Source organism: Rhodocista pekingensis, from assembly GCF_042665545.1.
Lineage (GTDB): Bacteria > Pseudomonadota > Alphaproteobacteria > Azospirillales > Azospirillaceae > Rhodocista > Rhodocista pekingensis.
Window position 1 is genome coordinate 16,918 of record NZ_JBHTCM010000003.1, and the last position, 25,117, is coordinate 42,034.

Consider the following 25,117-nt stretch of genomic DNA (forward strand, 5'->3'; position numbering starts at 1 on the left):
GCCGCGACCTCAGAACTCCAGTTCCGCGAAGGGATCGTCCTTCCGCTTGTCCTCGAAGCCGAAATAGTCCCAGGCCGGTCGCATGTGCTTCGGCAGGGGGGCCGTCACGTCGATGACGCCGCCGCGCGGGTGCGGCAGGATGATCCGGCGGGCATGGAGATGGAGCTGCCGCGGCAGCTCCCCCGCCCCCTCCAGGAAGGCGCCCTGGCCGGCATACTTGCCGTCGCCCAGGATCGGCGTGCCGAGGGCGGCCATGTGGACGCGGAGCTGGTGGGTGCGCCCGGTGCGCGGCCACAGCGCCACGAAGGCGGCCTGTTTGTGGGCGTGCTCCAGCACCGTGTAGTAGGTGATGGCGTGGACACCCTCGTCCTCGTCCACGGTCATGCGCTCGCCGCGGGTGCCGGCCTCCTTGGCGACGGGCAGGTCGATGCGGCCCTTCATGGGCTTGGGCACGCCGACCGTCACCGCCCAGTAGATCTTGCGCGCCTCGCGGGAGCGGAAGGCGGCCGTCAGCTTGGCCGCCGCCGCGGCGCTGCGCGCCAGCACGAGGCAGCCCGAGGTGTCCTTGTCCAGCCGGTGGACCAGCTTGGGCCGCCCCTCCGCCTCGAACTTCAGGGCGTCCAGCATGGCGTCCAGATGCTTCACCTGGTTGGTGCCGCCCTGGGTGGCGAGCCCGGCGGGCTTGTCCAGCACGATGACGTCGTGGTCGCGGAACAGGACCCGGGCGCGCAGCTCCTTCGCCGCGCGCTCGTCCACCTCCGGCCGCGCCTTGGGCCGCACCGCGTCGGGCGGCGGCGCGTCGGGCAGCGGCGGGATGCGGACGGACTGGCCGGGCAGCAGGCGCGTGCTGGCCTCCGCCCGCTTGCCATCCACCCGGACCTGCCCCGTGCGCAGCAGCTTCTGGAGCTGGATGTGGGAGAGCAGCGGATAGTGCCGCTTGAACCAGCGGTCCAGCCGGACCTCGCCCTCGTCGTCCCCGACCAGCCGGGTCTCGACCTGCTTCTTCTCACTCTCGCTCATGCAACCGCCGTCCGGATCAGCGCCAGACCGGCGAACAGGCCGCCGACCGACAACAGGAAAGAGGCCGCAACATAGGCTGCCGCGGCGCCGATTGCACCCCGTTCGACCAGCAGGGCAACGTCGAGCGAAAAGCTGGAGAAGGTGGTGAAGCCGCCGAGCACGCCCACCATCAGGAAGGCCCGCAGTTCCGGGGCCGGCTGCCAGACATGGGCGCCCAGACCGGCCAGCAGGCCCATGGCGAAACTGCCGGTCACGTTCACCGTCAGCGTCGCCCAGGGATAGGCGGTGCCCAGCCAGTGCCCGAGGCCGACACCCGTCAGATAGCGGGCCACGGCCCCGAGACCGCCGCCCGCGGCCACGGCCAGGATCATCTTCATGCGTCCACCCCGAATATCCACCCTTCGCGCCGGGCCGCTTCCGCGTCCGGCGCCGTCCAGACGCGCGCCGCGCCCGCAAGGGCCAGAAGCCCGGCGGCCGAGATCATGGCATCGCCCGTATGGTCGTCAAAGCCCTCCGGAAAGCCGGGCGGCAATGCGCAGCCGAAGGCCGCGAGCGCCCGCTCCAGCTCCGCCAGGGTGCGCAGCTTGGTCGTGCCGTGCCCGGCGCGCCGGCGGAACAGGGTCGGGTAGATCTCGCACACCACCGAGCGGGCGCCGACCGGCTCCGCCGGCCAGACGGCGAGACGGTCGCCGGCCTCCCGCCGCAGCCGGCGCAGCGACCGCATGCCGGCGAGCGACGCCTTGCCCACCTGCTTCGCCGCGGCCGCCAGCTTGAAGACCGACACCGGCGTTCCGAAGCCGCCGACGGCGGCGGCCACCTCCACCCGCCGGCGCTTGGTGGAGCCGTCGCCCCAGTGCGGCGGCGTCGGCCCGGCGATCCAGAAGCTGGGCGCGAAGCGCGGATCGTGGACGACGGCGCCCGCGAAATCGTCCGGCGCGCCGCCGGCCGCCGCCTCCACCAGATCCCAGAGCGCGAACAGGTCCGTCACCCCCGGCACGCGGCCGTCCAGATAGCCGGCGCCGGAGACCCAGGGCAGGCTGAAGGCGCAGTCGATGCCGACCAGCAGGCGCCGGCCCTGCGCGAGCCGGTCCAGCAGCCAGTCCACCGCCTCCTCCCGCCGCCAGTGGCGGCCCGGCGGCGGCACCGGCCGCACGATCCGGTCCGCGGGGGAAACGACAGCGATGGCGATGCCGCGGGCCGGCTGCGCGCCGGTCCAGTCGATGCCGACATGGAGGTCGAAGGCGGGAGGGAACGGATCGGGCAGCATGGCGGGCTCGGCGGCGGAACGGCCGCGACCCTAGCGCCTTTCCGGAGCGCCAGCAAAGATGGCGGAGGCAGGCCCTGCCCTCGCCCCGATCGTTCGGCTATGCTCGGCATCCCAACGGTTTGGCCGGGACGGTCGGACATGCGGTTGCGGAACTGGATGACGGGCGCGGCGCTGGCCGCCCTTTTCCTTCTGCCCGGGCCCGCCCGGGCGCAGGGCACGCCGCCACCGGCCGGCGCTCCGCAGGCCCCGGGCTCCGACGCGGCAGAGGAGCCGCCGGAGGAGATCGTCATCATCGGCCGGCGGCGGCCGACCCCCGATTTCCAGGAACAGTACGAGTTCCACAAGGCCGAGTTCGAGCGGCTGCGGCAGATCTACGAGGAACCGCCGCCCCCGCCCCGCTATTCGCCCGGCGAGCGCAAGCTGCGGGTACAGGAGAGCATCTCCTCCACCCTGCCCGGCAAGCCCACCCTGCTGGACCGCGCGTACTGAACGGACCCGCCCCTGAACAGGAACGGCCCCGATGCGGACATCGGGGCCGTCCTGACGGATGCGGGGCCTTGCCGCCTTACGGCAGCCTGGCCGTGAACGAGATGCCGACGGTCATCGGATCGTTCACGACGGCGGCGAGATAGTTCTCGATCACGCCCTTGACGTTCTTCTCATTGGTGATGTTGCGGCCGAACAGGGCCACCTCGTAGGTCCGGTCCGGGTTCTCGTAGCCGATCTTCAGGCCGCCCTCGAAGTCGCCCTTGCTGTAGAACTCCTCCGACTCGTACAGCACGAAGTTCGTGCGGCCGGTCATGTTCCAGTCGGTGAACAGGAACAGGTTGCTGCCGTCGGCCAGCGGCATGTTGTACCGGGCGGTCAGGCTGAGGATGTATTCCGGCGCGTTCGGGAACGGGTTGCCGTCGATCTTGGCGCGGCCGTTCACCAGCGGGTCCTTCACCGTGCAGACACCGCCCGAGCAGACCGACGTGGTGACCTGGTCGTCCTTGATCTCCGTGTCGGTGTAGGTCAGGCCGGCGGTGACGATGAAGTCCGGCGTCAGGTAGGCTTCGGCATCCACCTCAAGGCCATAGGCGACGCCCTTGTCCGCGTTCAGCAGACGGGCGGTGCCGTTGCCGTCGAAGGCGGTGAGCTGGATGTCGTTGACCGTGTAGGTGTAGACGGCACCGTTCAGGCGCAGGCGGTCGTCCAGCAGGCTGCTCTTCAGGCCGGCCTCGTAGGAGAGGATTGTCTCCGAGGTGGCGGTCGTCGGGGCGCCGTTGAAGGAGACCGTGCGGCCCTGGATGGTCGGGCCACGGAAGCCGCGGGCGATGCGGCCGAACACCGACACCTCGTCGGTCAGGTCATAGAAGGCGCTGGCATCCCAGCTCAGCTCGTCGTCCTTCAGCTCGACATGGCGGATGCCGGTGTAGGACGCCTGCGTGATGCGGCGGCCGTCCTCCACGCTGGTGAAGGTGCCGGCCTGCAAGGCGCGCAGGACGTTCATCTCCTTCTTGTCCTCGGTCCAGCGCAGGCCGCCGGTGAGCTTCAGATCATCGGTGATCCGGTAGCCGGCCTGACCGAACACGGCCCAGGACCTGTTCTCGTTGCCCAGCGTGACGAAGCCGCTGGCCCCGCCCGTCTCGAAGAAGTTGTACGGACGGAAGGTGAGCTGCTCGTCGGAATCGAAGTAGAAGCCGCCGACCTGCCAGTTGAGCGGACCCGTCGTGTCGCTGGCGAGGCGCAGCTCCTGCGTCCACTGGTCCAGGTCGTCGATGTTGCCCTGGGACTCGGCGAAGTTGCCGGCGGTGCCGTCGGTGTCGCCGCGGCTGTAGCCGTTCGTCGTCTCGTAGGCGGTGATCGAGGTCAGAACGACATTGCCGAAGTCGTGGTCGACCTTCAGCGAGCTGCCCCAGCCCTCATAGGACTGGTCGTTGGCGTCGCCGTCGTTGTAGGCGACCTTGTCCTTGTCGTAGTTGCCGTTCAGCTTGTGGCTGCCCTTGGTCAGGGCGTAGCCGCGGAACAGGGTGGAGGTCGCGTCGAGATCGCGGCCATGGACGTTCAGCAGGACATCCGTGTCCTCGCCCGGGGTCAGCAGGAACTGGACGCGGGCGGCCTTGTCGTCGTAGCCGCCCAGCTTGGTGCCGTCGGCTGTGTTGTCCACCCAGTCGCCGCGGTGCTGCACCATGGCGGAGGCGCGGATGGCGAGCACGCCGTCGATCAGCGAGCCGCCGACACCGGCATCGGCCGTCACCGTGCCGAAGGTACCGTAGGTGACGGTGCCGCGCCCCTGGGTCTCATGGCTCGGGGCGATCGAGTCGAACTTGATGATGCCGGCCGTGGTGTTGCGGCCGAACAGGGTGCCCTGCGGCCCGCGCAGCACCTCGACCTGCTGCGTGTCGAACAGCGGCGAGCTTTTCAGCACCACGTTCTCCATCACCACGTCGTCGATGATGATGGAGACGGGCTGCGAGGCGCCCAGGTAGAAGTCGTTGTTGCCCAGGCCGCGGATGTAGAAGCGCGGGAAGATGCGGCCGGTCGAGGTCTCCGCATAGAGGCCGGGCACGCGGGCCGACAGCGCCAGCACGTCGCCGCCACCGGCCAGATAGTCGCGGAAGGTGTCGCCGGAGATGGCCGCCACGGACACCGGCACCTCCTGGAGATTCTCGCTGCGCCGCTGCGCGGTGACGATGATCTCCTCCAGGGCGGGTTCCGACGGCTGGGCGGTCTGGGCCGCGACGCCGGCCGGCACGAGCAGCGCCAGGGCGGAAAGCCCGGCGTTCAGAGCACGCTTGAGCTGCACTTGGGTCCTCATCAGTCGGTTCAGGCGGCTGGACATCCAGGCCTGCAAGGCGGGCGGCAGCACATCCGGGGGATGCCCTTTGCCCCGAACGCGGACGGGCCGCCCCGCCGCTGGCGGCCCGGTTACTCCCGATCCGCGACGGAGCGATGACGAAAATGTTACAGCGATGAAAGTGGCGACGGGGTGTGGCTTCGGCACATCACCCCGGCCGGGCCGGAAGGGGGCTTCCTCAGCCCTGTCCCTGCCGTTCCGCCCGGAGCCGGGCCCAGTAGTCCAGGCGCTTGCGGATTTCCCGCTCGAATCCGCGTTCGACGGGATTGTAGAAGGCCTGACGCTCCATCCCGTCGGGGAAGTAGTTCTGCCCGCTGAAGCCTTCCGCCGTATCGTGGTCGTAGGCGTAGCCGTGCCCGTAGCCGAGCTGCTTCATCAGCCTGGTCGGGGCGTTCAGGATATGCATGGGCGGCATCAGGCTGCCCGTCTCCCGCGCCGCGCGCAGGGCGGCGCCATGGGCCTTGTAGCCGGCGTTCGACTTGGGCGCGGTGCCCAGATAGATGACGAGCTGGGCGATGGCGAGGTCGCCCTCCGGGCTGCCCAGCCGTTCATAGGCCTCCCAGGCGGCGATGGCCTGGGTCAGCGCCTGCGGATCGGCAAGGCCGACATCCTCCACCGCGAAGCGGCAGAGCCGGCGGGCGATGTAGCGGGGATCCTCCCCGCCCGCCAGCATGCGGGCGAACCAGTAGAGCGCCGCATCCGTGTCGGACCCGCGCAGCGACTTGTGCAGCGCCGAGATCAGGTTGTAGTGGCCTTCCTGGGCCTTGTCGTAGAGCGGCATCCGCCGCTGCACCGCCGCCGTCAGCCCGGTCGTGTCCAGCGCCGTGCCCTCGGGGAGCTGGAACAGCTCCTCGCACAGGTTCAGGCAGTAGCGGCCGTCGCCGTCCGCCATGGCCTTCAGCGCCCGCCGCGCATCCCCGTCCAGCGGCAGGGGGCGGCCCGTCTCCGCCTCCGCCCGTTGCAGCAGCTTCTCCAGCGCCGCCTCGTCCAGCCGGTTCAGCACGAAGACCTGGGCGCGGGACAGCAGCGCCGCGTTCAGCTCGAAGCTGGGATTCTCCGTCGTCGCCCCGACCAGGGTGACGGTGCCGTCCTCGACATAGGGCAGGAAGCCGTCCTGCTGCGAACGGTTGAAGCGGTGGATCTCGTCGATGAAGAGCAGGGTCCCCTGCCCCATCGCGCGCCGCGCCTTGGCAGCCTCGAACACCTTGCGCAGATCGGCCACGCCGGAGAAGACGGCCGACAGCGGCTCGAAATGCAGATCGGTGGACTGGGCCAGCAGCCGGGCGATGGTGGTCTTGCCACAGCCCGGCGGCCCCCAGAGGATCATGGAGGTCAGGCGCCGCGCCTTGACCTGCCGCCCGACGGGTCCCTCGGGGGCCAGCAGGTGCTCCTGGCCCACGACATCCTCAAGCCGGCGCGGCCGCAGCCGGTCGGCCAGGGGGCGGGGGGCCTGATCCTCGAACAACGTACCCGACATGGTCCTCACCGGGCGGCGGAAGGCGGCCGGGCCCCAGCATGCCCGCCCCGCCCGCGGGCGGCAAACGCCATTGCGTCAACCGCCGACCGTGGTGGTCAACACCTGGTCGCCGCGCTGCACGTCGATGGTCCAGGACCGTGCCCGGCGGGCCAGTTCGGCCGACAGGTCACGCACCCGGGTGATGGCCGTGCCGTTGATCCGCAGGATCACGTCGCCCGGCCGCAGCCCCGTCATGGCAGCGGGCGAGCCGCGCGCGACCTGGAGCACCACCACCCCGTCCTGCGCGCCGGAGAAGCCGATCTCCTCGATCAGGGCGGGGTTCAGGTTGCCGACCTCCGCCCCGGCCAGCGGGGTCCGGCCCTGGAGGGTCGTCACCTCCCGCGGCGGGTCCTCCGGCGGGGCGATCAGCCCCAGCGTGAGCTGCTGTTCCTTGCCGCCGCGCAGCACGGTCAGCGTCGCCTTGCCGCCGATCGGCAGGGTGGCGATGCGGTAGCGCAGGGCATCGGGTCCGTCCACCTCGCGCCCGTTCACGCCGGTGATGACATCGCCACGGCGCAGGCCCGCCTTGTCGGCCGGGCCGCCGGGACGGACCTGGTTGATCAGGACGCCGCCGGGCCGGACAAGGTTGAGTCCGGCCGCGAGGTCGGCCGTGACCGCCTGCCCGTCGGCCCCGATCCAGGGGCGCACCAGCTTGCCGCCGGCGGCCACCGCGTCGATCACGGTGCGGACCATGTTGGAGGGGATGGCGAAGCCGATGCCGATGGAGCCGCCGCTGCGGGAATAGATCGCCGAATTGATGCCGATCAGGCGGCCGTCCATGGTGACCAGCGCACCGCCCGAATTGCCCGGATTGATGGCGGCATCGGTCTGGATGAAGAAGTTGTAGTCCGACACGCCCGCCGCCGTGCGGGCCACGGCGGAGACGATGCCGCTGGTCACCGTCTGCCCGACACCGAACGGGTTGCCGATGGCGAGCACCAGGTCGCCGACCTCCAGATCGTCGGAGTCGCGCAGATGCAGGAAGGGCAGTTGCTCGCCCTTGGTGTCGATGCGCAGCACGGCGAGGTCCACCCGCTCGTCCTGGCTCACCAGCTTGGCCGGAAACTCCCGCCGGTCGGCCAGGACGACCTGGATCTGGTCGCTGCCCTGGATGACGTGGGCATTCGTGATGATCAGTCCGTCGGCGCTGACGATCACGCCGGACCCGAGCGACGCCTCCATCCGCTCCCGCGGCACGCCGCCGAGAGCGTCGCCGAAGAAGCGGCGGAACAGCGGGTCGTCGAACAGCGGCGAGACCCGCTGGCGCACCGTGCGGGTGGTGTAGATGTTCACCACCGCCGGGGTCACCTGCTTCACGACGGGCGCGAAGGAGAGCTGGATCTGTTCCCGGGTGTCCGGCACCGCGCGCTGCGCCGAGGCCGGAACGGGAACAAGGGCTGCCGCGAGGAGGAGTGCGAGCGCGACACCGCCGCGGCCGAGGGGAGAAAGGAACCTGGGCATCATGGTCGCAATGTAAGCAGCCGATCACGGCCGGAAAAGGGCGATCCCGTCCGGGCGGGAACGCCCCCGGGGGACGGCCTGGCGCGCGCGCCGGTCGGCGCCCCCGGTCAGCCTCCGCCGGTCAGCGCCCGCCGGTCAGCGCCCGCCGCAGCGGGTGAGGCACGACTTCAGCTCGGTCTGGCAGGTGGCGCCCATGCCGTAGGTCGTGTTGCCGTCCTGTGCCGAGCGCTGATCGAAGCAGACATCGGCCTCCCGGTTGCACTGGGCAAGACAGGCCTGGTGGCCGTCGGTGGCGGACCCCTGCGCCTCCCGCCGGGCCGGAGGGGCCATGCAGGCCGTCAGCAGGACGGGCAGAAGGGCGGCAAGGGCGAACTGGCGCGGGCGCATTGGCGGAACCCCTGAAGGACTGGTACCGTCCCCGATACCGCGCCGGGACCGGCCACCGCAAGGCCGCTTTCCGGCGCAGGCGCGCATCCCGCCGGCCGGTGCCGGCCCTGCGACGACCACGGACCCGCGCACGGTGCGGGAAAAGGAGCCTCCGCATGCGTACCCTGGGTCTGATCGGCGGCATGAGCTGGGAAAGCACGGCCGTCTACTATCGCCTGCTGAACCGGATGGTGCGGGACCGGCTGGGCGGACTGCACTCGGCCCGGCTGCTGCTGTTCTCCGTGGACTTCGCGGAAATCGCCGCCCTCCAGGCGGAGGGGCGCTGGAGCGTGCTGACGGAGCGCATGGTCGATGCCGGCCGCCGCCTGCGTGCCGGCGGGGCCGAGGCGCTGCTGATCTGCACCAACACCATGCACCTGATGGCCGCAGCGGTGGAGGAGGCGGCGGGCCTGCCGGTGATCCACATCGCCGACACGACCGCCGCGGCCTGCCGGCAGGCCGGCGTCCGGCGGCCGCTGCTGCTGGCGACCCGCTACACGATGGAGCATCCGTTCTATGCCGAGCGGCTGCACCGCCACGGGCTGGAGCCGGTGGTGCCGGACCCCGAGGACCGCGCCACCGTCCACCGGATCATCTACGAGGAACTGTGCCGCGGCGAGATCCGGGAGGACAGCCGCGCCGCCTACCGCGGGGTGATCGACCGGATGCAGGCGCACGGAGCGGACGGCGTGATCCTGGGCTGCACCGAGATCGGTCTGCTGATCGGCCAGGAGCACAGCCCCCTGCCCGTCTTCGACACAACGGAGATTCACTGTGCGGCGGCCGTGGATTTCGCGCTCGCCCCCGGTGCCTGACCGGACAGGTTCCGGGCGTGACGGCCCGGCCCCGTCGCTGTTTGCCGGGCAGGAGCCCGGGCCCGATGCCCGGACGATCATGGAGGCGAGCATGACGGCGGACAGCCGCGACCGGCCGGGAACCCTGGGCAACGAATCCCCCGCCGATGTCGCGGAGGAGCAGTTCCGCGCCCGGCTGAGGACACCCGACGCGAACAGCCCGGCCGGTGGGGGTTCCGCCCCGGAGACGGTCCCCGCCGACGCCCCCGCGCCTCCACGGACGGAAACCGAGGGCGGGCCGGAGGACGCGGCCACTCCCGCCGCGCCGGACAAGGGACAGCCCGGCCCGGCTCCCGGCGACGCGGACATGCCTCCCCGGAGACCGGCCTACCGCAGCGAAAGCGGCTTCGGCCAGTCCCTGGACTGAGGCGGAGCCGCCTGCCGGAAGCAGGCATGGGAACCGGTGCCCTAACCCCCGTCGGTCCGCAGCCGGTAGCCGACGCTCGGTTCGGTGACGATCAGGGCGGGCTGGCCGGGGTCGGGCTCCAGCTTCTGACGGAGCTGGTTGACATAGACCCGGAGGTAGGCCGTGTCCTCGACATGCGCCGGTCCCCAGACTTCCCGCAGGATCTGCTGGTGCGTCAGCACATGGTCGGCGCTGCGGGCAAGCACGAACAGCAGGTCCTGCTCGCGCCGCGACAGCCGCACCTCTGCCCCGTCACGCTCGACGACGCGGCGGTCCAGGTCGATCATGACGCCCCCCGCGACGACGACGGCCGGCCGGGACTCCTGCGGGGAGCGGCGCAGCGCCACCCGGACCCGCGCCATCAGTTCGGCGATGCCGAAGGGCTTGGCGACATAGTCCTCCGCCCCGCGGTCGAGCGCCTCCACCTTGTCGGTCTCTCCCGTCCGCACCGAAAGCACCAGGATCGGAACCCGGCCGATCTCCCGGATGGCGCTGACCACCTCCTGCCCGTCCATGTCGGGCAGGCCGAGATCCAGGATCACGAGATCGGGCACTTCGGCCCGCACCAGGGCCACGGCCTCCGCTCCCGTCTCCGCCTCCAGGACCGCGTGTCCGTTGGCGGTGAGGCTGATGCGCAGGAAGCGCCTGATCTGCGCCTCGTCATCGACCACGAGGATGCGGCTCATGCCCGCCCACCGCCCGCCGCCATCTCGGCCGGCACCTCCGTCGGCGCCGGCGGCGCCTCCTCCGGCACGGGCAGGCGCAGGACGAGACAGGCGCCGACGCCATGCATGCCGTCCAGCACGCCGATGCTGCCGCCGTGCGCCTCCACGATGCCCTTGGCGATGGCGAGCCCCAGGCCGGTGCCCGCGGCCTGCTGGTCGCCCCCGGCAACGCGGTAGAACATGTCGAACACCCGCTCCCTGTCCGCCACGGGGATGCCGGGGCCCTGGTCGCAGACCTCCGCCACCACCCGGTCGCCCCGCCGGCGCGCCCAGACCGTGATGGCGCCCTCCTTCGGGCTGTATCTGGCCGCGTTGTCCAGCAGGTTGAAGAGGACCTGCTCCATCAGCACGGGATCGAGCTGGAGCAGCGGCAGGTCCGGCGCGAGGTCCACCTTGATCCGGCGGCGCTTCAGCAGCGGCTTCGCCCGCGCCAGGGCCCGGCCGACGATGTCCGAAAGATCGGTCCAGTCGGTCTTCGGCTTCAACCCGCCGCTGCCCAGCTTCGTCATGTCCAGCAGGTTCTGCACGAAGCGGTTCATCCGCTCCGCCTCCTCCTGGATGGTGCGGGCGAGTTCTCGGCGCGCATTGTCGTCCAGCTCGTCCTCCAGGGTCAGCAGGGTGCTGGCCGATCCCAGGATGGAGACGAGCGGCGTGCGCAGATCGTGGGAGAGCGATGACAGCAGGGCGGCGCGGAGCTGCTCCTTCTCGCCGGCGATCTGGGCCGCTTCGATGTCCCGCACGAGCTGGGTGCGTTCCAGGACCAGGGCCGCCTGGTCGGCCAGCGCGTCCAGCAGCCGGGCCTGATCGGCGGACAGGCGGCTGCCGCCCTCGTACCCCTGCACGCCCAGCACGCCGACGGTGCCGCGCTGGGTCTTCAGCGGCAGGAACAGCCATTCGGCGGCAGGCAGCGTGTCGGAGCCGCGGCCGGCCCGCTCGCCGTTGCTCCAGGCCCATTGCGCCGCGGCGGCGGCCCGCTGGTCCAGCCGGTCCTCCGGCGGATAGCCCGCGCGGATCGCAAGCTCCCCGTCCTGCGGCAGCAGCACGAGCGCCTTCGCCTTCAGGGTCGCCGCCACATGATGCACCACGGCCCAGAGCACATCGTCCTCGCTGGCGGCGGAGGCGACCTTGCGGGCAAAGTCGTAGAGGTTGGCGGTCCGCCGCTGGCTGGTCCGGGACAGCTCGATCTGGGCGCGCAGCCGGGAGGCCAGATGGCCGGTGAACACCGCCGCAACCAGAAAGAACCCGATGGTCAGCAGGTCCTCCGAGGTGTTGACCAGGAAGGTCTGCCGGGGTTCGGTGAAGAAGAAGTTGAAGGCGAAGAACGCCAGGACCGCCGTGACGATGGACGGGACCAGCCCGAACCGCGTGGCGATCATCAGCACGGCGAGCAGATACACGAGACTGACATTGGCCACCGGCAGAACGCTGAAGACACCCCAGGACAGGACCGTGGCCAGGATCAGCGCCAGTCCCGCCCAGGCATAGGCCCGCCAGCCCCGCCGGTCCGATCCGGCCGGCCCCGCGAGCGCCTGTCCTGCCGACCCCTGCCCCGACGGTTCCGGTTTCTCCTCCGTCCCGCCGACCAGAAGCAGATCGTAGGCCGTGGCCCGCTTCAGCATGTCGTCCGTCAGGGTCCGCCCGGGCAGGCGGCGGCGTCGGCTCCGCCCCAGCACGATCTGGCTGACATTGTTGGCGCGGGCCCAGCCGATCAGCTCACCGGCGATGTCGTCGCCCGGCAGGACCACCGTCTCGCCGCCGAGCTGCTGCGCCAGCCGCAGCGCCTCCGTGACATGGGCCTTCCTGGCCTCGGGCAGGGTCTGATGGCGGTGCGTCTCGACATAGGCGACGGTCCAGGGTGCCTGCCGGCGGTCCGCCATGCGCCGGGCCGACCGCACCAGGGTCGCCGCGCTCGGCTCCGGCCCGATGGCGACCAGGATGCGGTCACGGGTCGGCCAGGGGCCGGCGATGCCGTTGCGGCGCATGTAGGAGAGCATCTGGGCATCGACCCGCTCCGCCGCCTGCCGCAGCGCCATCTCGCGCAGTGCCGTCAGATTGCCGACGGAGAAGAACTTCTCCACCGCCATGCGCGCCTGCGCCGGCACATAGACCTTGCCTTCCTCCAGGCGCTTGCGCAGCTCCTGCGGTGGCAGGTCGATCATCTCGATCTCGTCCGCCCCGCGCAGGACACTGTCGGGCACCGTCTCGCGCACCTTGATCCCGGCGATGCGCTCGATAACGTCGTTCAGGCTGTCGAGGTGCTGGACGTTGAGGGTGGACCAGACGTCGATGCCGGCCGCCAGCAGCTCCTCGACGTCCTGCCAGCGTTTGAGGTGCCGGCTGCCGGGAATGTTGGTGTGGGCGAGTTCATCCACCAGGACCAGCGCCGGCCGCCGGGCCAGGATGGCGTCCAGGTCCATCTCGTCGAAGGAGCGGCCGCGGTAGTCGATGCGGCTGCGCGGCACGATCTCCAGGCCGTAGGCCAGCCGCTCGGTCTCCGCCCGGCCATGCGTCTCGACGATGCCGACGACCAGATCGACACCGTCCCGCCGGGCGGACTGGGCCGCCTCCAGCATGGCGTAGGTCTTGCCGACGCCGGGGGCGGCCCCCAGGAAAATCTTCAGCTTGCCGCGCTGCTCCCGTCGGGCCTGCTCCAGCAGGGCGTCGGGCGACGGGCGGTCCTGGTCCTCGGGTCTGGCCATGCGCCTTCTCGGGAAAGAAAGGCGGGCGGAACCGGGTTCCGCCCGCGGCACCGTCACCGGGCATCCGGACGGCTGGGTTCCGGCTGGCCGGGCGCCGGCGCCTGGGCATCCAGCGCGAGGTTGAGCTTTAGCACGTTCACGGACGGCTCGCCCAGGAAGCCGAAGACGCGACCTTCCGTCGCCTGGTCGATCAGGTCAACGACCCGGTCGGTTTCCAGCCCGCGCGCGGCCGCGACCCGCGGCGCCTGCCAGAGGGCGGCGGCGGGGGAGATGTGCGGATCGAGGCCGCTGCCGCTCGCGGTCACCAGATCGACCGGGACCGGCCCGACGGCGTCCGGATTGGCCGCCTTGAGCGCGTCCATCCGGGCCTGCACGGCGGCGACGAGAGCGGTGTTGGACGGCCCGAGATTCGTGCCCGAGGAGTTGGCGGCGTCATAGCCGTCGCCGGCCGCCGAGGGGCGCGACCAGAAGTACTCCGGCCGGGTGAAGGTCTGCCCGATCAGGGCGGACCCCAGCACCGTACCGTCGGCACGGTGGATCAGGCTGCCCGCCGCCTGCTCGGGGAAGGCCAGGCGGGCGACGGCGGTGACAGCCAGCGGATAGGCCAGTCCCGTCAGCACGGTCATGGCCAGGATCAGGGTCAGGGCGGGGCGCAGATGCGTCAACATGGTCTCTCTCCTCAGACAAGGCCGAGGCTGGTGATGGCGAGATCGATCGCCTTGATGCCGAGGAACGGCACGACGAGGCCCCCCAGCCCGTAAAGGGCAAGATTGCGGGCCAGCAGCGTGGCCGCCGGGGCCGGGCGGTAGGCGACGCCCTTCAGCGCCAGCGGGATCAGGAAGAGGATCACCAGGGCGTTGAAGATGATGGCCGACAGGATGGCGCTGGCCGGGCTTTCCAGACCCATGATGTTGAGCGCCTGGAGCGGCGGGTAGGCCGCGACGAACAGGGCCGGGATGATGGCGAAGTACTTCGCCACGTCGTTGGCGATGGAGAAGGTAGTCAGCGCCCCGCGGCTCATCAGGAGCTGCTTGCCGATCATGACGATCTCGATGAGCTTGGTGGGATCGCTGTCCAGGTCCACCATGTTGCCGGCCTCCCGCGCGGCCTGGGTGCCGGTGTTCATGGCGACGCCGACATCGGCCTGGGCCAGGGCGGGGGCATCGTTCGACCCGTCGCCGCACATGGCGACCAGCCTGCCCTCCGCCTGGTACTGCCGGATCAGCTCCAGCTTCTTCTCCGGCGTGGCTTCCGCCAGGAAGTCGTCCACCCCGGCCTCCGCCGCGATGGCGGCGGCGGTCAGCGGATTGTCGCCGGTGATCATCACGGTGCGGATGCCCATTTCCCGAAGGGTGGTGAACCGCTCGCGGATTCCGGGCTTCACGATGTCCTTCAGGTGGACGACGCCCAGCACACGGGCGCCGTCCGCCACCACCAGCGGCGTGCCGCCGGACCGGGCGACCTGTTCCACCCGCTGGGCCAGCTCGCGGCCCGGTGCGTAACCGATGGAGGACTGTCCCTCCACCCAGGCCCGCATGGTGTCCGCCGCTCCTTTGCGGATGCACCGCGGGCCGATGTTCACCCCGCTCATCCGCGTCTGGGCGGTGAAGGGGATGAAATCCAGGCCCTGCGGATCGAAGGACCCGGAGGAAAAGCCGAACTTCTGGCGGGCGAGCGCCACGATGGACCTGCCCTCCGCCGTGTCGTCGGAGAGCGAGGCAAGCAGGGCCGCCTCCCCCAGCTCCCGCTCATGCACCCCGCCGAGCGGCAGGAACTCTGCCGCCTGACGGTTGCCCAGCGTGATGGTCCCGGTCTTGTCCAGCAGCAGCACACCCACGTCGCCGGCCGCCTCCACCGCCCGGCCGGATTTGGCGATGACGTTGAACTTCACCAGCCGGTCCATGCCGGCGATGCCGATGGCGGACAGCAGCCCGCCGATGGTGGTCGGGATCAGCGTGACCAGCAGCGCGATCAGGAAGGCGACCGGGATCAGAAAGCCGGAATAGCTGGCGAACCCTTGCAGCGTGACCGTCACCAGCAGGAAGATGATGGTCATGCCGACCAGCAGGATGGTCAGGGCGATCTCGTTGGGCGTCTTCTGCCGCTTGGCGCCTTCGACCAGCGCGATCATGCGGTCGAGGAAGCTCTCCCCCGGGTTCGCGGTGATGCGCACGACGATGCGATCGGAAACCACCACCGTGCCGCCGGTGACGGCGGAGCGGTCGCCGCCCGATTCCCGGATCACTGGGGCGGACTCGCCCGTGATGGCGCTCTCGTTCACGGTGGCGATGCCGTCCACCACCTCCCCGTCGCCGGGGATGGTGTCGCCTGCCTCCACCACCACGAGGTCGCCGGCGCGCAGGCTTGTGGCCGGGACCTGCTCCCAGAAGGCGCCGTCCGCCGTGGTCGCGCGCTTGGCCGGGGTCTCCGTCCGGGTCCGGCGCAGGCTGGCGGCCTGGGCCTTGCCGCGCCCTTCCGCCACGGCTTCGGCGAAGTTGGCGAACAGCACGGTGAACCAGAGCCAGGCCGCGATCTGCCCGGTGACGGAGGGGTCGCCGCCGGTGAGCAGCAGCCAGGAGGCGATCTCCCGGGAGGCAAGGGCGCCGCCCCCTGTCACGAGGTCGCGGACGAAGATCAGGGTGGTGAGCAGGGCCACGACGGCGGTGACGAACATCACCGGATTGCGGACCAGCCGGCGCGGGTCCAGCTTGAGGAAGGCCTCTCCCAGCGCCTGCCGCGCGATCCGTCCGTCCAGCAGCGTCGCCTGGGTGGAGTTGAGGACGGGGGCGCTGTTGTCCTTCGTGTAGCGTCGCCAGATGCGCCGGTGCGCGGCTTCGGCTCGTTTCACATGGTCGGTCATGGGACGGCTCCGAACAGGGTGCCGGCGTTCAGGCTCAGATGCTCGGCAACGGGGCCGAGGGCGAGCGCCGGGAAGAAGGTGAGGCCGCCGACGATCAGGATCGTGGCGATCAGCAGGGCGATGAACAGGCCGCCATGGGTCGGAAAAGTGCCCGGCCCGGCGGGCACGGCCCGCTTGGCGACCAGCGATCCGGCGATGGCGAGGGTCGGCACGATCACCGCGAAACGGCCGAGCAGCATGGCGAGGCCGAGGCCCGTGTTGTGCCAGGGCGTGTTGGCCCCGAAGCCGGCGAAGGCGGACCCGTTGTTGCCGGTGGCGGAGGTATAGGCGTAGAGGATCTCCGACAGGCCGTGCGGCCCCGGGTCCTGCACGCTGGCCAGCATCTGCGGCACGACCGCCGTCAGCGCCGCCCCGCCCAGGATGCCCAGCGGGAACACCAGCACGGCGATCACGGCCAGCTTGATCTCCCGCGCCTCGATCTTCTTGCCGAGATATTCCGGCGTGCGGCCGACCATCAGGCCGGCGATGAAGACGGCCAGGATGACGAAGACCAGCATGCCGTAGAGCCCGGCGCCGACACCGCCGTAGATCACCTCGCCCAGCATCATGTTCAGCATCGGCACCATGCCGCCGAGCGGCATGAAGCTGTCATGCATGGCGTTGACGGAACCGTTGGAGGCGGCGGTGGTGGCGACGGCCCAGAGCGCCGAGAGCGCGGTGCCGAAGCGGACCTCCTTGCCTTCCATGTTGCCACCGGCGGCGGTCTCGACGCCCAGGGCGGTGACGGCGGGGTTGCCCTGCGCCTCGCTCCACCAGGTCACCGCCAGGCCGGCCACGAACAGGACGAACATGGCGGTCCAGAGGGCGCGGCCCTGGCGGGTATCCCCGACCATGCGACCGAAGCTGTAGACAATCGCCGCGGCGATCATCAGCAGATAGAAGCTCTCCAGCAGGTTCGTCAGCGCCGTCGGGTTCTCGTAGGGATGGGCGGAGTTGACGTTGAAGAACCCGCCGCCGTTGGAGCCCAGCTGCTTGATGGCGATCTGGCTGGCCGCCGGTCCCTGGGCCAGAACCTGGCTCCCACCTTCCAGCGTGGTGGCGGTGACATAGGCGTCGAAGTTCTGCGGAACACCCTGCCAGACGAGGACGAGCGCCCCCAGGAAGGAGAAGGGCAGCAGGACGTAGAGGGTGGCCCGCACCAGATCGGCCCAGAAATTGCCGATGGTCTTTCCCGAACGCCGGGCGAACCCGCGGATCAGCGCGATGGCCACGGCGATGCCGGTGGCGGCGGAGACGAAGTTCTGCACCGTCAGACCCAGCATCTGGGAGAGATAGGACAGCGTCGTCTCACCCCCGTAGGACTGCCAGTTCGTGTTGGTGGTGAAGCTGACGGCCGTGTTGAAGGCGAGGTCCGGCCCGACCGGCCCCAGCCCCGCCGGGTTCAGCGGCAGCCAGGCCTGGAAGCGCAGGAGGGCATAGAGCAGCAGCAGCCCCAGCAGGTTGAACGACAGCAGGGCCAGCGTGTAGCCGGTCCAGTGCTGTTCGCGCCTCGGGTCGATCCCGGCGATGCGGTAGAGCCCGCGCTCCAGCGGACCCAGCACGATGCCCGGCAGGGTGCGCTCACCCTCGAACACCCGCGCCATGTAGCGGCCGAGCAGCGGCGTCACCGCCGCCAGCAGGCCGAGATAGAGGAGAATCTGGAGGAGTCCTTCCGCGGTCATGGCGTCAGAACTCCTCGGGGCGCAGCAGCGCGTAGACGAGATATACGAGCAGGCCGGCCGCCACGAGGCCGCCGGCGATCAGATCGACGATCATCGGAGGCCTCCGTCAGAGCCGGTCGCAGCCGTAGGTCAGGCCGGCAAAGGCAGCGAAGGCCACCAGCACGAGCCCCAGAAAGACGATATCGGGCATGGGATTCCCCCCTTGCGTGGTCTCACACGGGGGGCAGGATCGGTGAAGGTCGCATAAAGGATCGAGACGGGGTTCGCGCGGCCGCATAAAGGAGCCGTAAAGACGGCGCGCCGTCCGGTGCCACGGACCGGTGGCCCCCCGCGGATGCCCGGCCCGGCTCAGCCCGGGCAGGCCCGCGCGCCCTCGGCCAGATGGCCGGCGAGCCGGTGCAGGTCGGCCTCGCGGGCCGAGCCGCGGCGCCAGGCGAGGCCGACACGGCGGACCGGCACGGGAGCCGCGAAGGGGCGCAGCACGACCTGCCCGGCCGCCGTCAGCAGCGGCGCCGCCCGCGCCGGCAGCAGCGTGAGGCCGAGGCCACCGGCCACCATCTCCACCAGGGTCGGCAACGAGGTGGCGGCGAAGCCCGGGTCCTCCCGCGCGCCGGAGAGGCGGCAGACATCCAGCGCCTGGTCGCGGAAACAGTGCCCGTCCTCCAGCAGCAGCAGGACCTCCCCGGAGAGGTCGGACTGCCGCACCGCGGCACGCTCCGTCAGGGGATGGTTCTGCGGCAGCGCAACGAGGAACGGCTCCTCGAACAGATCCACCGTCTCCAGCCCCGGCTCGGCCACCGGCAGGGCCAGGACCGCCGCGTCCAGGTCGCCCGAGCGCAGCCGGTCCAGCAGGCGCCCGGTCAGATCCTCGCGCAGATAGAGCCGCAGGGTCGGGTAGTCCCGTCGCAGCCCGGGCAGGGCGCGGGGCAACAGATAGGGACCGATCGTCGGGATCACCCCCAGCCGCAGGGCACCGCACAGGGGCTGGCCCGCGGCCCGCGCCATCTGCGACATATCGCCCACCGCCGCCAGCACGTCGCGGGCGCGGCGGACGGTATCCGTCCCGGCCGGAGTCAGCAGCACGCGATGCTTCGTCCGCTCCACCAGCGCCGTCCCGAGGATGGATTCGAGCTGCTGGATCTGGGCCGACAGGCTGGGCTGGCTGACATGGCAGGCGGCCGCGGCCCGGCCGAAATGCAGCGTGTCGGCAAGGGCGACCAGATAGCGGAGCTGGCGCAGCGTGATGGCGGTCATCGCTTCTTCCTATCACGGCCAGCGGAAATTTCGATTGGCAATTCCGCAGCGCAACCGCCAAGTTTCGAACGGTTCTAAAAACACGCTGCTTTGCAGCACGCGGAGCCTCGTTTCCAGATCCCCCTCTTTTCCCGACCTGAAATTGGAGCGTGAGATCATGCTGACCGTTGGCGACAAGTTCCCCGCCTTCGACCTGAAGGCCGTGGTGTCCACCGACCCGAAGACCGCCTTCACCCAGATCAACAACGACACCTACAAGGGCAAGTGGCTGGTGGTCTTCTTCTGGCCGAAGGACTTCACCTTCGTGTGCCCGACCGAGATCGCCGCCTTCGGCAAGCTGAGCGGGGAGTTCGCCGACCGCGACGCCCAGGTCCTCGGCGCCTCCACGGACAGCGAGTTCGTGCATCTGGCGTGGCGCCAGCACCACGCCGACCTGAAGGATCTGCCGATTCCGATGCTCGCCGACCTCAAGCGCGAGCTTTCCAGCGAATTGGGCATCCTGCACAAGCTTGAAGGCGTCGCTTTGCGCGCTACGTATATTGTGGACCCGGAAGGCGTGATCCGCTTCGCCTCGGTCCATGACCTCTCGGTCGGCCGGAACGTCAATGAGGTTCTCCGGACCCTTGACGCTCTTCAGACCGATGAGCTTTGCCCCTGCAACTGGCAGAAGGGCGACGAGGTTCTCAAGGCGGCCTGACCCTCCTGACAGGCCCCCAGCAGGCGGGCGCCCATCGGCGCCCGCCTGCGAACCTCCGAAAATCCGACCCCGTCCGTCAAGCCCACCGCCCGCGGCCTTCCGGCGCCCCTTCCGGTGTCGCGCCCGGCGTGCGGCCGCGGCGACATCATCACCGATCAAGGGGAGTTGACCCATGTCGATCGATGCGCTGAAGGCGCGCCTGCCCGATTACGCCAAGGACCTCCGGCTGAATCTCGGTTCCGTGCTGACGACCTCGTCGCTGAAGCCGGGACAGGCCTGGGGCGCCGCCATCGCCGCCGCCTTTGCCGCGCGCAACGACGACGTGACCCGCGCCATCGTGGCCGAGGCCGCCCAGCACCTGGACGCCGCCGGCCTGACCGCCGCGAAGGCGGCCGGCGCCATCATGGGCATGAACAACGTCTATTACCGCACCGTCCACCTGTCCGGGAACGCCGACTTCAAGAAGCTGCCGGCGCGGCTGCGCATGAACGTCATCGGCAATCCGGGCGTGGACAAGGTGGATTTCGAGCTGTGGTCGCTTGCCGCCAGCGCCGTCAACGGCTGCGGCATGTGCATCGAGGCGCATGAGCGCGAGGTGCTGCACAAGGGCATGTCCACGGAGAACATCCAGGATGCGGTCCGCATCGCCGCGGTGATCCACGCCGTGGCCACGGTGCTCGACGCCGAGGCGGCGCTGTCCGGTCAGGACGGCTCCACCGCCGTGGCGGCCTGAGCGGACGGGAGGCGGCGGGTTCCCCCTTGTTCCCCGCCTCCGTCCTCGACAACTCCGGGCCCCGGACGCACACCGCGTCCGGGGCTTTCCTTTGCCCTGATCCCGATACCCTGATCCCGACGGCCGTAGGCGCGCCCCGGACCGGGCAGACAGGCGTTAGGCGGAAAGGCGTCAGGCGGACAGGCGGGTGATGTCCAGCACCGCCTGCTCCGAGGTGAGGCGCAGTTCGGGCAGGCCCGGCAGCATCTCCTGGCGCAGCCAGTCGATGCGCTGGCCGGGAGAGCCCGGCACATCGCCGAAGCGTTGCTCCCAGCCGGTCAGCTTCGTCACCAGCCCGCAGAGCATGGCCCCGATGGCGCCCTGGTAGGCGGACAGCACCCGCTGGCCCTGCGCGCCCGTGAGCGGGGTCGGCTGCCGCCAGTAGTGCTGGAGATGCCGCTCCAGGTGGCGCAGACAGTCGTCCAGCCGCAGGGTCAGTTCCGCCAGCGCCCCCTGCACCTCCTGCACCAGCCGCATGTTCGCCGGCGTGCCGGTGACGACGGCGATCGCCGTCAGCGCCCCCAGCCAGGCGGAGAAGTCCCCCAGCAGATGCCGCAGGCCGCGGTCGCAGCTCTGGTAATAGGCCAGCGACAGGGCGGCGTCGGCGTAGCGGGTCAGCAGGTCGGGCAGCGCCTGCCGGTCGATCCGGAGACGGCGGGCGATGGCGTCCAGGTTGGCGCGGACCGCCGCGCGGTGGAGCTGGACCAGCCCGTCATCCAGCGGCACCCCGGCCGGAACCGTGGCACCGAAGACCCCGTCGGTCAGGGCGCGGGTGTAGGGGCGCAGATGGCCCGCCAGCTCCCGCCGCTTGCGCGGAGACAGCCCCACCCGCTCCCCCCGCGGCGGTGCGACCCGGAGTTCGCGGAGCGCCGTGCAGAGGTTGAAGACGTCGAACGACGCCATGCGGGCGACCGCCTGCAAGAGCCTGACATCCCGCTCCGTGGAGTCGGCCGGTCCGGCCATGGCACCGACAGCCGCCGCGATTTCCCGCCGGCCGCTGCCCGCCCCGCCGGAATCGAACACCTCCACCAGGCTCTCAAGGCGCGTGGTCTTGACCAGCCGGGCCCCGGCGAGGCCCGCCGTCTCCAGCGGCAGCATGGCGAGCGGCAACACGTTCAGCGCGTCACGCGCCGCCTCCTGTGCGGACGCGGCGGCCGCGACCCCGTCGGCACGGAGCATGGGGACATCGTCTTGCGGACCAAGCACCACAGGCATCGACAGGAGGGCTCCGCCAGACAGGGATCAGAGGGTGGCCTATACACCACGCCAGAAAAAGTGGATTTAAATCTGCACACACGCCCGCGTCGGGCGCAGGGCGCCGCATGGCATCCCAGGTGGCAATCCCGGCATCTCATGCAAGCGCGACACGCTGTCCGCGTTCCGGCGTCCGGGGCGTCCCCTCAGCCGACCAGCCAGTTCCAGCCGACCCCACCCAGAGCCCAGATGCCCAGGGCGCCCAGCATGATCCCCGTCCCCCGGTTGATCCAGAGCACCGAGCGGCGGGTCATGCGGTGGCGCACCAGACTGACGCCGCCGCACAGGATGAACCACCAGATCCCCGATCCGACGAAGATGCCGGCCACCAGCGTGACCGCCTGATAGGTCTCCAGCCCGCCGCTGAAGCCCACGACCAGGGCCGTGATGCCCAGGATGGTGACGGGATTGCCCATGGTCAGGGCCAGCCCGCTGCCGGTCGCCGCCAGCAGATTCCGCGCCTCCGGCTCCTGCGCCGGCGGGCGCGGTTCGCGCAGGAAGCTGTGCAGCGCCACCCCCAGCAGGAACAGGCCGCCGACGATCCGCAGTTCGCCTTCGTGCCCGATCACCAGTTCCAGGATGGCGTTGACGCCGAAGGCGGCGATGGCGCTGAACAGGGCGTCCGCGATGGCCGCCCCCATGCCGGTGGCGATACCGACAGCGATGCCGCGCTCCAGCGTCCGCCGGATGCAGAGCAGTCCGATGGGGCCGACCGGGGCGGCGATGGCGATGCCGAGTATGATGCCCCGGAGGAAGACACCGATCTCTGCAAGCAACGGGGGAACTCCGTCTGGCCTGACACGACGCCGACTATGCCTTTCCGGCCGTTGCGGCAGAATGGCGGAATGGGTGCGCGGCGATATAGAATCACGCGCATGGACGCCCCGTCATCCCCACCCGGACACTCTGTCGCCGCCTCCCGCCCTCTGGACGCCACGGGATGGCGCATCCTGGAGGAGCTGCAACGGGATGCCCGCCTGCCCTTCGCCGAGCTGGGTCGCCGGGTCGGGCTGACCGCACCGGCCGTCGCGGAACGGGTACGACGGATGGAACTGGCCGGGCTGATACAGGGCTACCGGGCGGAGGTCAACCGCGCCGCCCTGGGAGCTGCCCTGACCGCCTTCGTCCGCATCCGGGCCTTTCCCGGACGCGACGGCGAGATCGAGTCGTTCGCCGCCGCCCGCGGCGAGGTGCTGGAATGCCATGAGGTGACGGGGGAGGACAGCTACCTGCTGAAGATCGCGGCCGGCAGCGTCCGCCAGCTCGACCGCGTGGTGACCGACCTCGCCCCCTTCGGCACCACCCATTCCCTGCTGGTTCTCAGCACCAAGGTTGCCGGCAAACCTGTGTCCGGCGGCTGATCCGGCGCCATCGGTTGCAACCCTAACGAATCCGGTCCAGAGGGAAATGCGCGCCGAATTGTTGACTCGTTTCCGGGAACACGCCGATAGTCGTGACCACCATCAATCGTGATGGTCATAGAACAACCGGTCGGATGGCCTGGATGCCGTCACGACCCGGAACGGAGGAACCCATGAACACCTGGAATCCCATGAGCCCCTGGAAGAGCGTTGCGAGCGGTCTCGCCCTTCTCTCCCTCACGGCCCTGCCCGCCCTTGCTGCGGAACAGTCGGGCACCAGCACGGTGACGCTGACGAACCTCTATGGCGTGGAACAGAACGGCAGCCGCAACCCCGGCGCCGATGCTGCCTGCAAGAAGGCGTTCGGCGGCTTCGTCGGCAGCAGCATGACGACGGCCTGGAAGATCGATTCCAGCTCGATGATGATGTCGGCGGAGGCCACCTACGAAGGGGCGCAGGTGCGGATGTTCCCGCTGGGTATCTCCGGCACCTACAACTTCATGTCCGACGGGGTGCCGGAGTCTCTGGCCGCCAAGAAGATCAACCGGCTGATCTTCGCGCTGGACACCAGCTTGCAGAATCCCGCCGGCACCGTGCTGTTCCTGATGGACGAGAAGGACAACTGCGTGCTGTCGAGCCAGCCCGCCTCCTGATGCGGGTCTGACGGCCCGGATGGCGTTCCCGGCCCCGGACGCCGTCCGTGCCGGTTCCCGCCGGCCGGCCCGTTCAGCCGACCACCAGATCGTCGCGGTGGATCATCTCGTCCCGGCCGCGGTAGCCGAGCAGCGCCTCGATCTCCGCCGAGCGGCGCCCGGCCAGCCGACGGGCATCCTCGGCCGAATAGGCGGACAGGCCGCGCCCGACCTCGCGCCCGTCCGGCCCCAGCACCTGGACCAGATCGCCCCGCTCGAACTCCCCCTCCACCGCCCGCACGCCGGCCGGCAGCAGGCTGCCGCCGCGGGCCAGCGCCGCCACCGCGCCGGCATCCACGGTCAGCCGGCCGTGCGGCTTCAGCGCCCCGGCGATCCAGCGCTTGCGCGCCGTCAGCGGCTCCGCCTGCGGCAGGAACCAGGTCGCCGGCGCCCCGCCCGCGGCGGGCGTTTCCAGCAGGGCGGCCAGCGGGTTCAGGCGCTTGCCCTTGGCGATGGCCATGCGGCAGCCGGCCGCCATGGCGATCCGGGCCGCCGCGATCTTCGTCACCATGCCGCCCGAGCTGTAGCCCGGCGGCGGCTCCCCGGCCATGGCGACAATCTCCGGCGTCACCTCCGTCACCACCGGGACATGGCGGGCGTCGGGGTCCTTGCGCGGGTCGGCGGTGTAGAGCCCGTCGATGTCGGACAGCAGCACCAGCGTGTCGGCGCTGATCATCTGGGCCACGCGGGCGGCCAGCCGGTCGTTGTCGCCGAAGCGGATCTCCGCCGTGGCGACCGTGTCGTTCTCGTTGATGACGGGGACGGCGCCGAGCTTCAGCAGCGCCTCGATGGTGGCGCGGCCGTTCAGGTGGCGCCGCCGCATCTCCGTGTCGTCCAGCGTCAGCAGCACCTGCGCCACGGTGATGCCATGGCGCGCCAGCGTCTCCTGGTAGACGGCGGCAAGGCGGATCTGCCCCGTGGCGGCGGCGGCCTGCTTCTCCTCCAGCCGCAGCGGGCGGCCGACGAGGCCGAGATGCTCCCGACCCACGGCGATGGCGCCGGAGGTGACGACCACCACCTCCACCCCGCGGGCGCGCAGGGCGGCGATGTCGTCGGCCACGCTGTCCAGCCAGTCGCGCCGGATGCGGTGGTCGTCCACCAGCAGGGCCGAACCGATCTTGACGATCAGCCGCCGCGCCCCGGCCAGGGGAGCGTCGGTGGAGACAGCGCTGGACTCGGCGGGAGACTCGGTGGGAGCGGACATGGCGGCACGCGGGCAGGCTGGGGAGCCCCCGTTATCGGCGCGGAGTTCCCCGCCGGTCAATGCCGGCGATCGCGGGCCGTGCCGCCGCC

General features: G+C 70.6%; 24 protein-coding genes. 7 read left to right on the top strand and 17 right to left on the bottom strand.

Going from position 1 to position 25,117, the window contains the following annotated elements:
- Nucleotides 1–9: 9 nt before the first annotated feature.
- The 3 genes from ACFQPS_RS00100 to ACFQPS_RS00110 are packed head-to-tail and all read right to left on the bottom strand — an operon-like array spanning nt 10 to nt 2,287.
- On the bottom strand, nt 10–1,020 hold the full coding sequence (locus ACFQPS_RS00100) for an RluA family pseudouridine synthase (protein WP_377355389.1): 1,011 nt from the start codon (nt 1,018–1,020) through the stop codon (nt 10–12).
- A complete protein-coding gene (crcB, locus tag ACFQPS_RS00105) occupies nt 1,017–1,397 on the bottom strand; it encodes a fluoride efflux transporter CrcB (protein WP_377355391.1) in 381 nt (126 codons plus the stop codon). The genes ACFQPS_RS00100 and crcB overlap by 4 nt, the downstream gene beginning before the upstream one ends.
- A complete protein-coding gene (locus ACFQPS_RS00110) occupies nt 1,394–2,287 on the bottom strand; it encodes a hypothetical protein (protein ID WP_377355393.1) in 894 nt (297 codons plus the stop codon). Before ACFQPS_RS00110 ends, crcB begins: the two co-directional genes overlap by 4 nt.
- A 138-nt stretch (nt 2,288–2,425) precedes the next feature.
- On the opposite strand from ACFQPS_RS00110, the gene ACFQPS_RS00115 reads away from it, so the two are divergent.
- Nucleotides 2,426–2,776, top strand: coding sequence for a hypothetical protein (locus ACFQPS_RS00115; protein ID WP_377355394.1), 351 nt, complete (start codon nt 2,426–2,428; stop codon nt 2,774–2,776).
- 76 nt (nt 2,777–2,852) lie between these two features.
- Here the strand turns inward: ACFQPS_RS00115 and ACFQPS_RS00120 are convergent, their stop codons facing one another.
- From ACFQPS_RS00120 to ACFQPS_RS00135, 4 genes are all read right to left on the bottom strand, one after another.
- On the bottom strand, nt 2,853–5,087 hold the full coding sequence (locus ACFQPS_RS00120; protein ID WP_377355396.1) for a TonB-dependent receptor: 2,235 nt from the start codon (nt 5,085–5,087) through the stop codon (nt 2,853–2,855).
- A 217-nt stretch (nt 5,088–5,304) separates the two neighbouring features.
- Entirely contained in the window at nt 5,305–6,603 is a 1,299-nt protein-coding gene (locus ACFQPS_RS00125; protein WP_377355398.1) for a replication-associated recombination protein A, read from the bottom strand.
- A 75-nt stretch (nt 6,604–6,678) separates the two neighbouring features.
- Nucleotides 6,679–8,004, bottom strand: coding sequence for a DegQ family serine endoprotease (locus ACFQPS_RS00130; RefSeq protein ID WP_377355400.1), 1,326 nt, complete (start codon nt 8,002–8,004; stop codon nt 6,679–6,681).
- A 234-nt stretch (nt 8,005–8,238) separates the two neighbouring features.
- Complete coding sequence (locus ACFQPS_RS00135; protein ID WP_377355402.1) at nt 8,239–8,490, bottom strand: hypothetical protein; 252 nt, start codon at nt 8,488–8,490, stop codon at nt 8,239–8,241.
- A gap of 155 nt (nt 8,491–8,645) precedes the next feature.
- On the opposite strand from ACFQPS_RS00135, the gene ACFQPS_RS00140 reads away from it, so the two are divergent.
- Nucleotides 8,646–9,344, top strand: a complete 699-nt coding sequence (locus ACFQPS_RS00140) for an aspartate/glutamate racemase family protein (RefSeq protein ID WP_377355405.1) — start codon at nt 8,646–8,648, stop codon at nt 9,342–9,344.
- Between the two features lie 91 nt (nt 9,345–9,435).
- Entirely contained in the window at nt 9,436–9,750 is a 315-nt protein-coding gene (locus tag ACFQPS_RS00145) for a hypothetical protein (protein ID WP_377355406.1), read from the top strand.
- A gap of 41 nt (nt 9,751–9,791) precedes the next feature.
- Here the strand turns inward: ACFQPS_RS00145 and ACFQPS_RS00150 are convergent, their stop codons facing one another.
- The 7 genes from ACFQPS_RS00150 to ACFQPS_RS00180 all read right to left on the bottom strand — a co-directional run bounded on the left by ACFQPS_RS00150 (nt 9,792) and on the right by ACFQPS_RS00180 (nt 19,048).
- Nucleotides 9,792–10,475, bottom strand: a complete 684-nt coding sequence (locus tag ACFQPS_RS00150; protein WP_377355408.1) for a response regulator — start codon at nt 10,473–10,475, stop codon at nt 9,792–9,794.
- The gene (locus tag ACFQPS_RS00155; RefSeq protein WP_377355410.1) at nt 10,472–13,213 is read right to left on the bottom strand and encodes a DUF4118 domain-containing protein; all 2,742 of its coding nucleotides are present in this window, start codon (nt 13,211–13,213) and stop codon (nt 10,472–10,474) included. Before ACFQPS_RS00155 ends, ACFQPS_RS00150 begins: the two co-directional genes overlap by 4 nt.
- A gap of 53 nt (nt 13,214–13,266) precedes the next feature.
- Complete coding sequence (kdpC, locus tag ACFQPS_RS00160) at nt 13,267–13,881, bottom strand: potassium-transporting ATPase subunit KdpC (protein ID WP_377355412.1); 615 nt, start codon at nt 13,879–13,881, stop codon at nt 13,267–13,269.
- An 11-nt stretch (nt 13,882–13,892) separates the two neighbouring features.
- Nucleotides 13,893–16,073 (bottom strand): potassium-transporting ATPase subunit KdpB, encoded by a 2,181-nt coding sequence (gene kdpB / locus ACFQPS_RS00165; protein ID WP_377355414.1) that lies wholly within the window; start codon nt 16,071–16,073, stop codon nt 13,893–13,895.
- Nucleotides 16,070–17,794, bottom strand: coding sequence for a potassium-transporting ATPase subunit KdpA (kdpA, locus tag ACFQPS_RS00170; RefSeq protein ID WP_377355416.1), 1,725 nt, complete (start codon nt 17,792–17,794; stop codon nt 16,070–16,072). Before kdpA ends, kdpB begins: the two co-directional genes overlap by 4 nt.
- 4 nt (nt 17,795–17,798) lie before the next feature.
- Nucleotides 17,799–17,888 carry a K(+)-transporting ATPase subunit F gene (gene kdpF / locus ACFQPS_RS00175; protein ID WP_377355418.1) on the bottom strand — a complete coding sequence of 30 codons (90 nt, stop codon included), beginning with the start codon at nt 17,886–17,888 and terminating at the stop codon, nt 17,799–17,801.
- Between the two features lie 254 nt (nt 17,889–18,142).
- Nucleotides 18,143–19,048, bottom strand: a complete 906-nt coding sequence (locus ACFQPS_RS00180) for a LysR substrate-binding domain-containing protein (RefSeq protein WP_377355420.1) — start codon at nt 19,046–19,048, stop codon at nt 18,143–18,145.
- Between ACFQPS_RS00180 and ACFQPS_RS00185 the strand changes: the two genes are divergently transcribed.
- Nucleotides 19,038–19,745, top strand: coding sequence for a peroxiredoxin (locus ACFQPS_RS00185; protein WP_465269605.1), 708 nt, complete (start codon nt 19,038–19,040; stop codon nt 19,743–19,745). The two genes, ACFQPS_RS00180 and ACFQPS_RS00185, sit on opposite strands and share 11 nt — an antisense overlap.
- 172 nt (nt 19,746–19,917) lie before the next feature.
- Complete coding sequence (gene ahpD / locus ACFQPS_RS00190; RefSeq protein ID WP_377355422.1) at nt 19,918–20,478, top strand: alkylhydroperoxidase, AhpD family; 561 nt, start codon at nt 19,918–19,920, stop codon at nt 20,476–20,478.
- A 171-nt stretch (nt 20,479–20,649) separates the two neighbouring features.
- Here ahpD and ACFQPS_RS00195 read toward each other — a convergent pair whose 3' ends face one another.
- Together ACFQPS_RS00195 and ACFQPS_RS00200 are read right to left on the bottom strand one after the other, a co-directional pair.
- Nucleotides 20,650–21,696, bottom strand: a complete 1,047-nt coding sequence (locus tag ACFQPS_RS00195) for a hypothetical protein (RefSeq protein WP_377355424.1) — start codon at nt 21,694–21,696, stop codon at nt 20,650–20,652.
- A 221-nt stretch (nt 21,697–21,917) separates the two neighbouring features.
- Nucleotides 21,918–22,547 (bottom strand): LysE/ArgO family amino acid transporter, encoded by a 630-nt coding sequence (locus tag ACFQPS_RS00200; protein WP_377355426.1) that lies wholly within the window; start codon nt 22,545–22,547, stop codon nt 21,918–21,920.
- A 99-nt stretch (nt 22,548–22,646) separates the two neighbouring features.
- Between ACFQPS_RS00200 and ACFQPS_RS00205 the strand changes: the two genes are divergently transcribed.
- Together ACFQPS_RS00205 and ACFQPS_RS00210 are read left to right on the top strand one after the other, a co-directional pair.
- Complete coding sequence (locus tag ACFQPS_RS00205; protein WP_377355428.1) at nt 22,647–23,132, top strand: Lrp/AsnC family transcriptional regulator; 486 nt, start codon at nt 22,647–22,649, stop codon at nt 23,130–23,132.
- 173 nt (nt 23,133–23,305) lie between these two features.
- Nucleotides 23,306–23,785 carry a hypothetical protein gene (locus ACFQPS_RS00210; RefSeq protein ID WP_377355429.1) on the top strand — a complete coding sequence of 160 codons (480 nt, stop codon included), beginning with the start codon at nt 23,306–23,308 and terminating at the stop codon, nt 23,783–23,785.
- A gap of 73 nt (nt 23,786–23,858) precedes the next feature.
- On the opposite strand, the gene proB is transcribed toward ACFQPS_RS00210, so the two are convergent.
- Complete coding sequence (gene proB / locus ACFQPS_RS00215) at nt 23,859–25,028, bottom strand: glutamate 5-kinase (protein ID WP_377355431.1); 1,170 nt, start codon at nt 25,026–25,028, stop codon at nt 23,859–23,861.
- Nucleotides 25,029–25,117: the final 89 nt, after the last annotated feature.

What these genes read in the sequence shown, in the direction of transcription:
- ACFQPS_RS00135 (WP_377355402.1), bottom strand. Translation starts at nt 8,490, where the DNA reads ATGCGCCCGCGCCAGTTCGCCCTTGCCGCCCTTCTGCCCGTCCTGCTG.
- kdpB (WP_377355414.1), bottom strand. Translation starts at nt 16,073, where the DNA reads ATGACCGACCATGTGAAACGAGCCGAAGCCGCGCACCGGCGCATCTGG.
- ACFQPS_RS00205 (WP_377355428.1), top strand. Translation starts at nt 22,647, where the DNA reads ATGGACGCCCCGTCATCCCCACCCGGACACTCTGTCGCCGCCTCCCGC.
- ACFQPS_RS00195 (WP_377355424.1), bottom strand. Translation starts at nt 21,696, where the DNA reads ATGCTCCGTGCCGACGGGGTCGCGGCCGCCGCGTCCGCACAGGAGGCG.
- kdpC (WP_377355412.1), bottom strand. Translation starts at nt 13,881, where the DNA reads ATGTTGACGCATCTGCGCCCCGCCCTGACCCTGATCCTGGCCATGACC.
- ACFQPS_RS00125 (WP_377355398.1), bottom strand. Translation starts at nt 6,603, where the DNA reads ATGTCGGGTACGTTGTTCGAGGATCAGGCCCCCCGCCCCCTGGCCGAC.
- ACFQPS_RS00110 (WP_377355393.1), bottom strand. Translation starts at nt 2,287, where the DNA reads ATGCTGCCCGATCCGTTCCCTCCCGCCTTCGACCTCCATGTCGGCATC.
- ACFQPS_RS00115 (WP_377355394.1), top strand. Translation starts at nt 2,426, where the DNA reads ATGCGGTTGCGGAACTGGATGACGGGCGCGGCGCTGGCCGCCCTTTTC.
- ACFQPS_RS00145 (WP_377355406.1), top strand. Translation starts at nt 9,436, where the DNA reads ATGACGGCGGACAGCCGCGACCGGCCGGGAACCCTGGGCAACGAATCC.
- ACFQPS_RS00140 (WP_377355405.1), top strand. Translation starts at nt 8,646, where the DNA reads ATGCGTACCCTGGGTCTGATCGGCGGCATGAGCTGGGAAAGCACGGCC.
- ahpD (WP_377355422.1), top strand. Translation starts at nt 19,918, where the DNA reads ATGTCGATCGATGCGCTGAAGGCGCGCCTGCCCGATTACGCCAAGGAC.
- proB (WP_377355431.1), bottom strand. Translation starts at nt 25,028, where the DNA reads ATGTCCGCTCCCACCGAGTCTCCCGCCGAGTCCAGCGCTGTCTCCACC.
- ACFQPS_RS00100 (WP_377355389.1), bottom strand. Translation starts at nt 1,020, where the DNA reads ATGAGCGAGAGTGAGAAGAAGCAGGTCGAGACCCGGCTGGTCGGGGAC.
- ACFQPS_RS00185 (WP_465269605.1), top strand. Translation starts at nt 19,038, where the DNA reads ATGGCGGTCATCGCTTCTTCCTATCACGGCCAGCGGAAATTTCGATTG.
- crcB (WP_377355391.1), bottom strand. Translation starts at nt 1,397, where the DNA reads ATGAAGATGATCCTGGCCGTGGCCGCGGGCGGCGGTCTCGGGGCCGTG.
- kdpF (WP_377355418.1), bottom strand. Translation starts at nt 17,888, where the DNA reads ATGATCGTCGATCTGATCGCCGGCGGCCTCGTGGCGGCCGGCCTGCTC.
- ACFQPS_RS00150 (WP_377355408.1), bottom strand. Translation starts at nt 10,475, where the DNA reads ATGAGCCGCATCCTCGTGGTCGATGACGAGGCGCAGATCAGGCGCTTC.
- ACFQPS_RS00210 (WP_377355429.1), top strand. Translation starts at nt 23,306, where the DNA reads ATGAACACCTGGAATCCCATGAGCCCCTGGAAGAGCGTTGCGAGCGGT.
- ACFQPS_RS00180 (WP_377355420.1), bottom strand. Translation starts at nt 19,048, where the DNA reads ATGACCGCCATCACGCTGCGCCAGCTCCGCTATCTGGTCGCCCTTGCC.
- ACFQPS_RS00120 (WP_377355396.1), bottom strand. Translation starts at nt 5,087, where the DNA reads ATGAGGACCCAAGTGCAGCTCAAGCGTGCTCTGAACGCCGGGCTTTCC.
- ACFQPS_RS00155 (WP_377355410.1), bottom strand. Translation starts at nt 13,213, where the DNA reads ATGGCCAGACCCGAGGACCAGGACCGCCCGTCGCCCGACGCCCTGCTG.
- kdpA (WP_377355416.1), bottom strand. Translation starts at nt 17,794, where the DNA reads ATGACCGCGGAAGGACTCCTCCAGATTCTCCTCTATCTCGGCCTGCTG.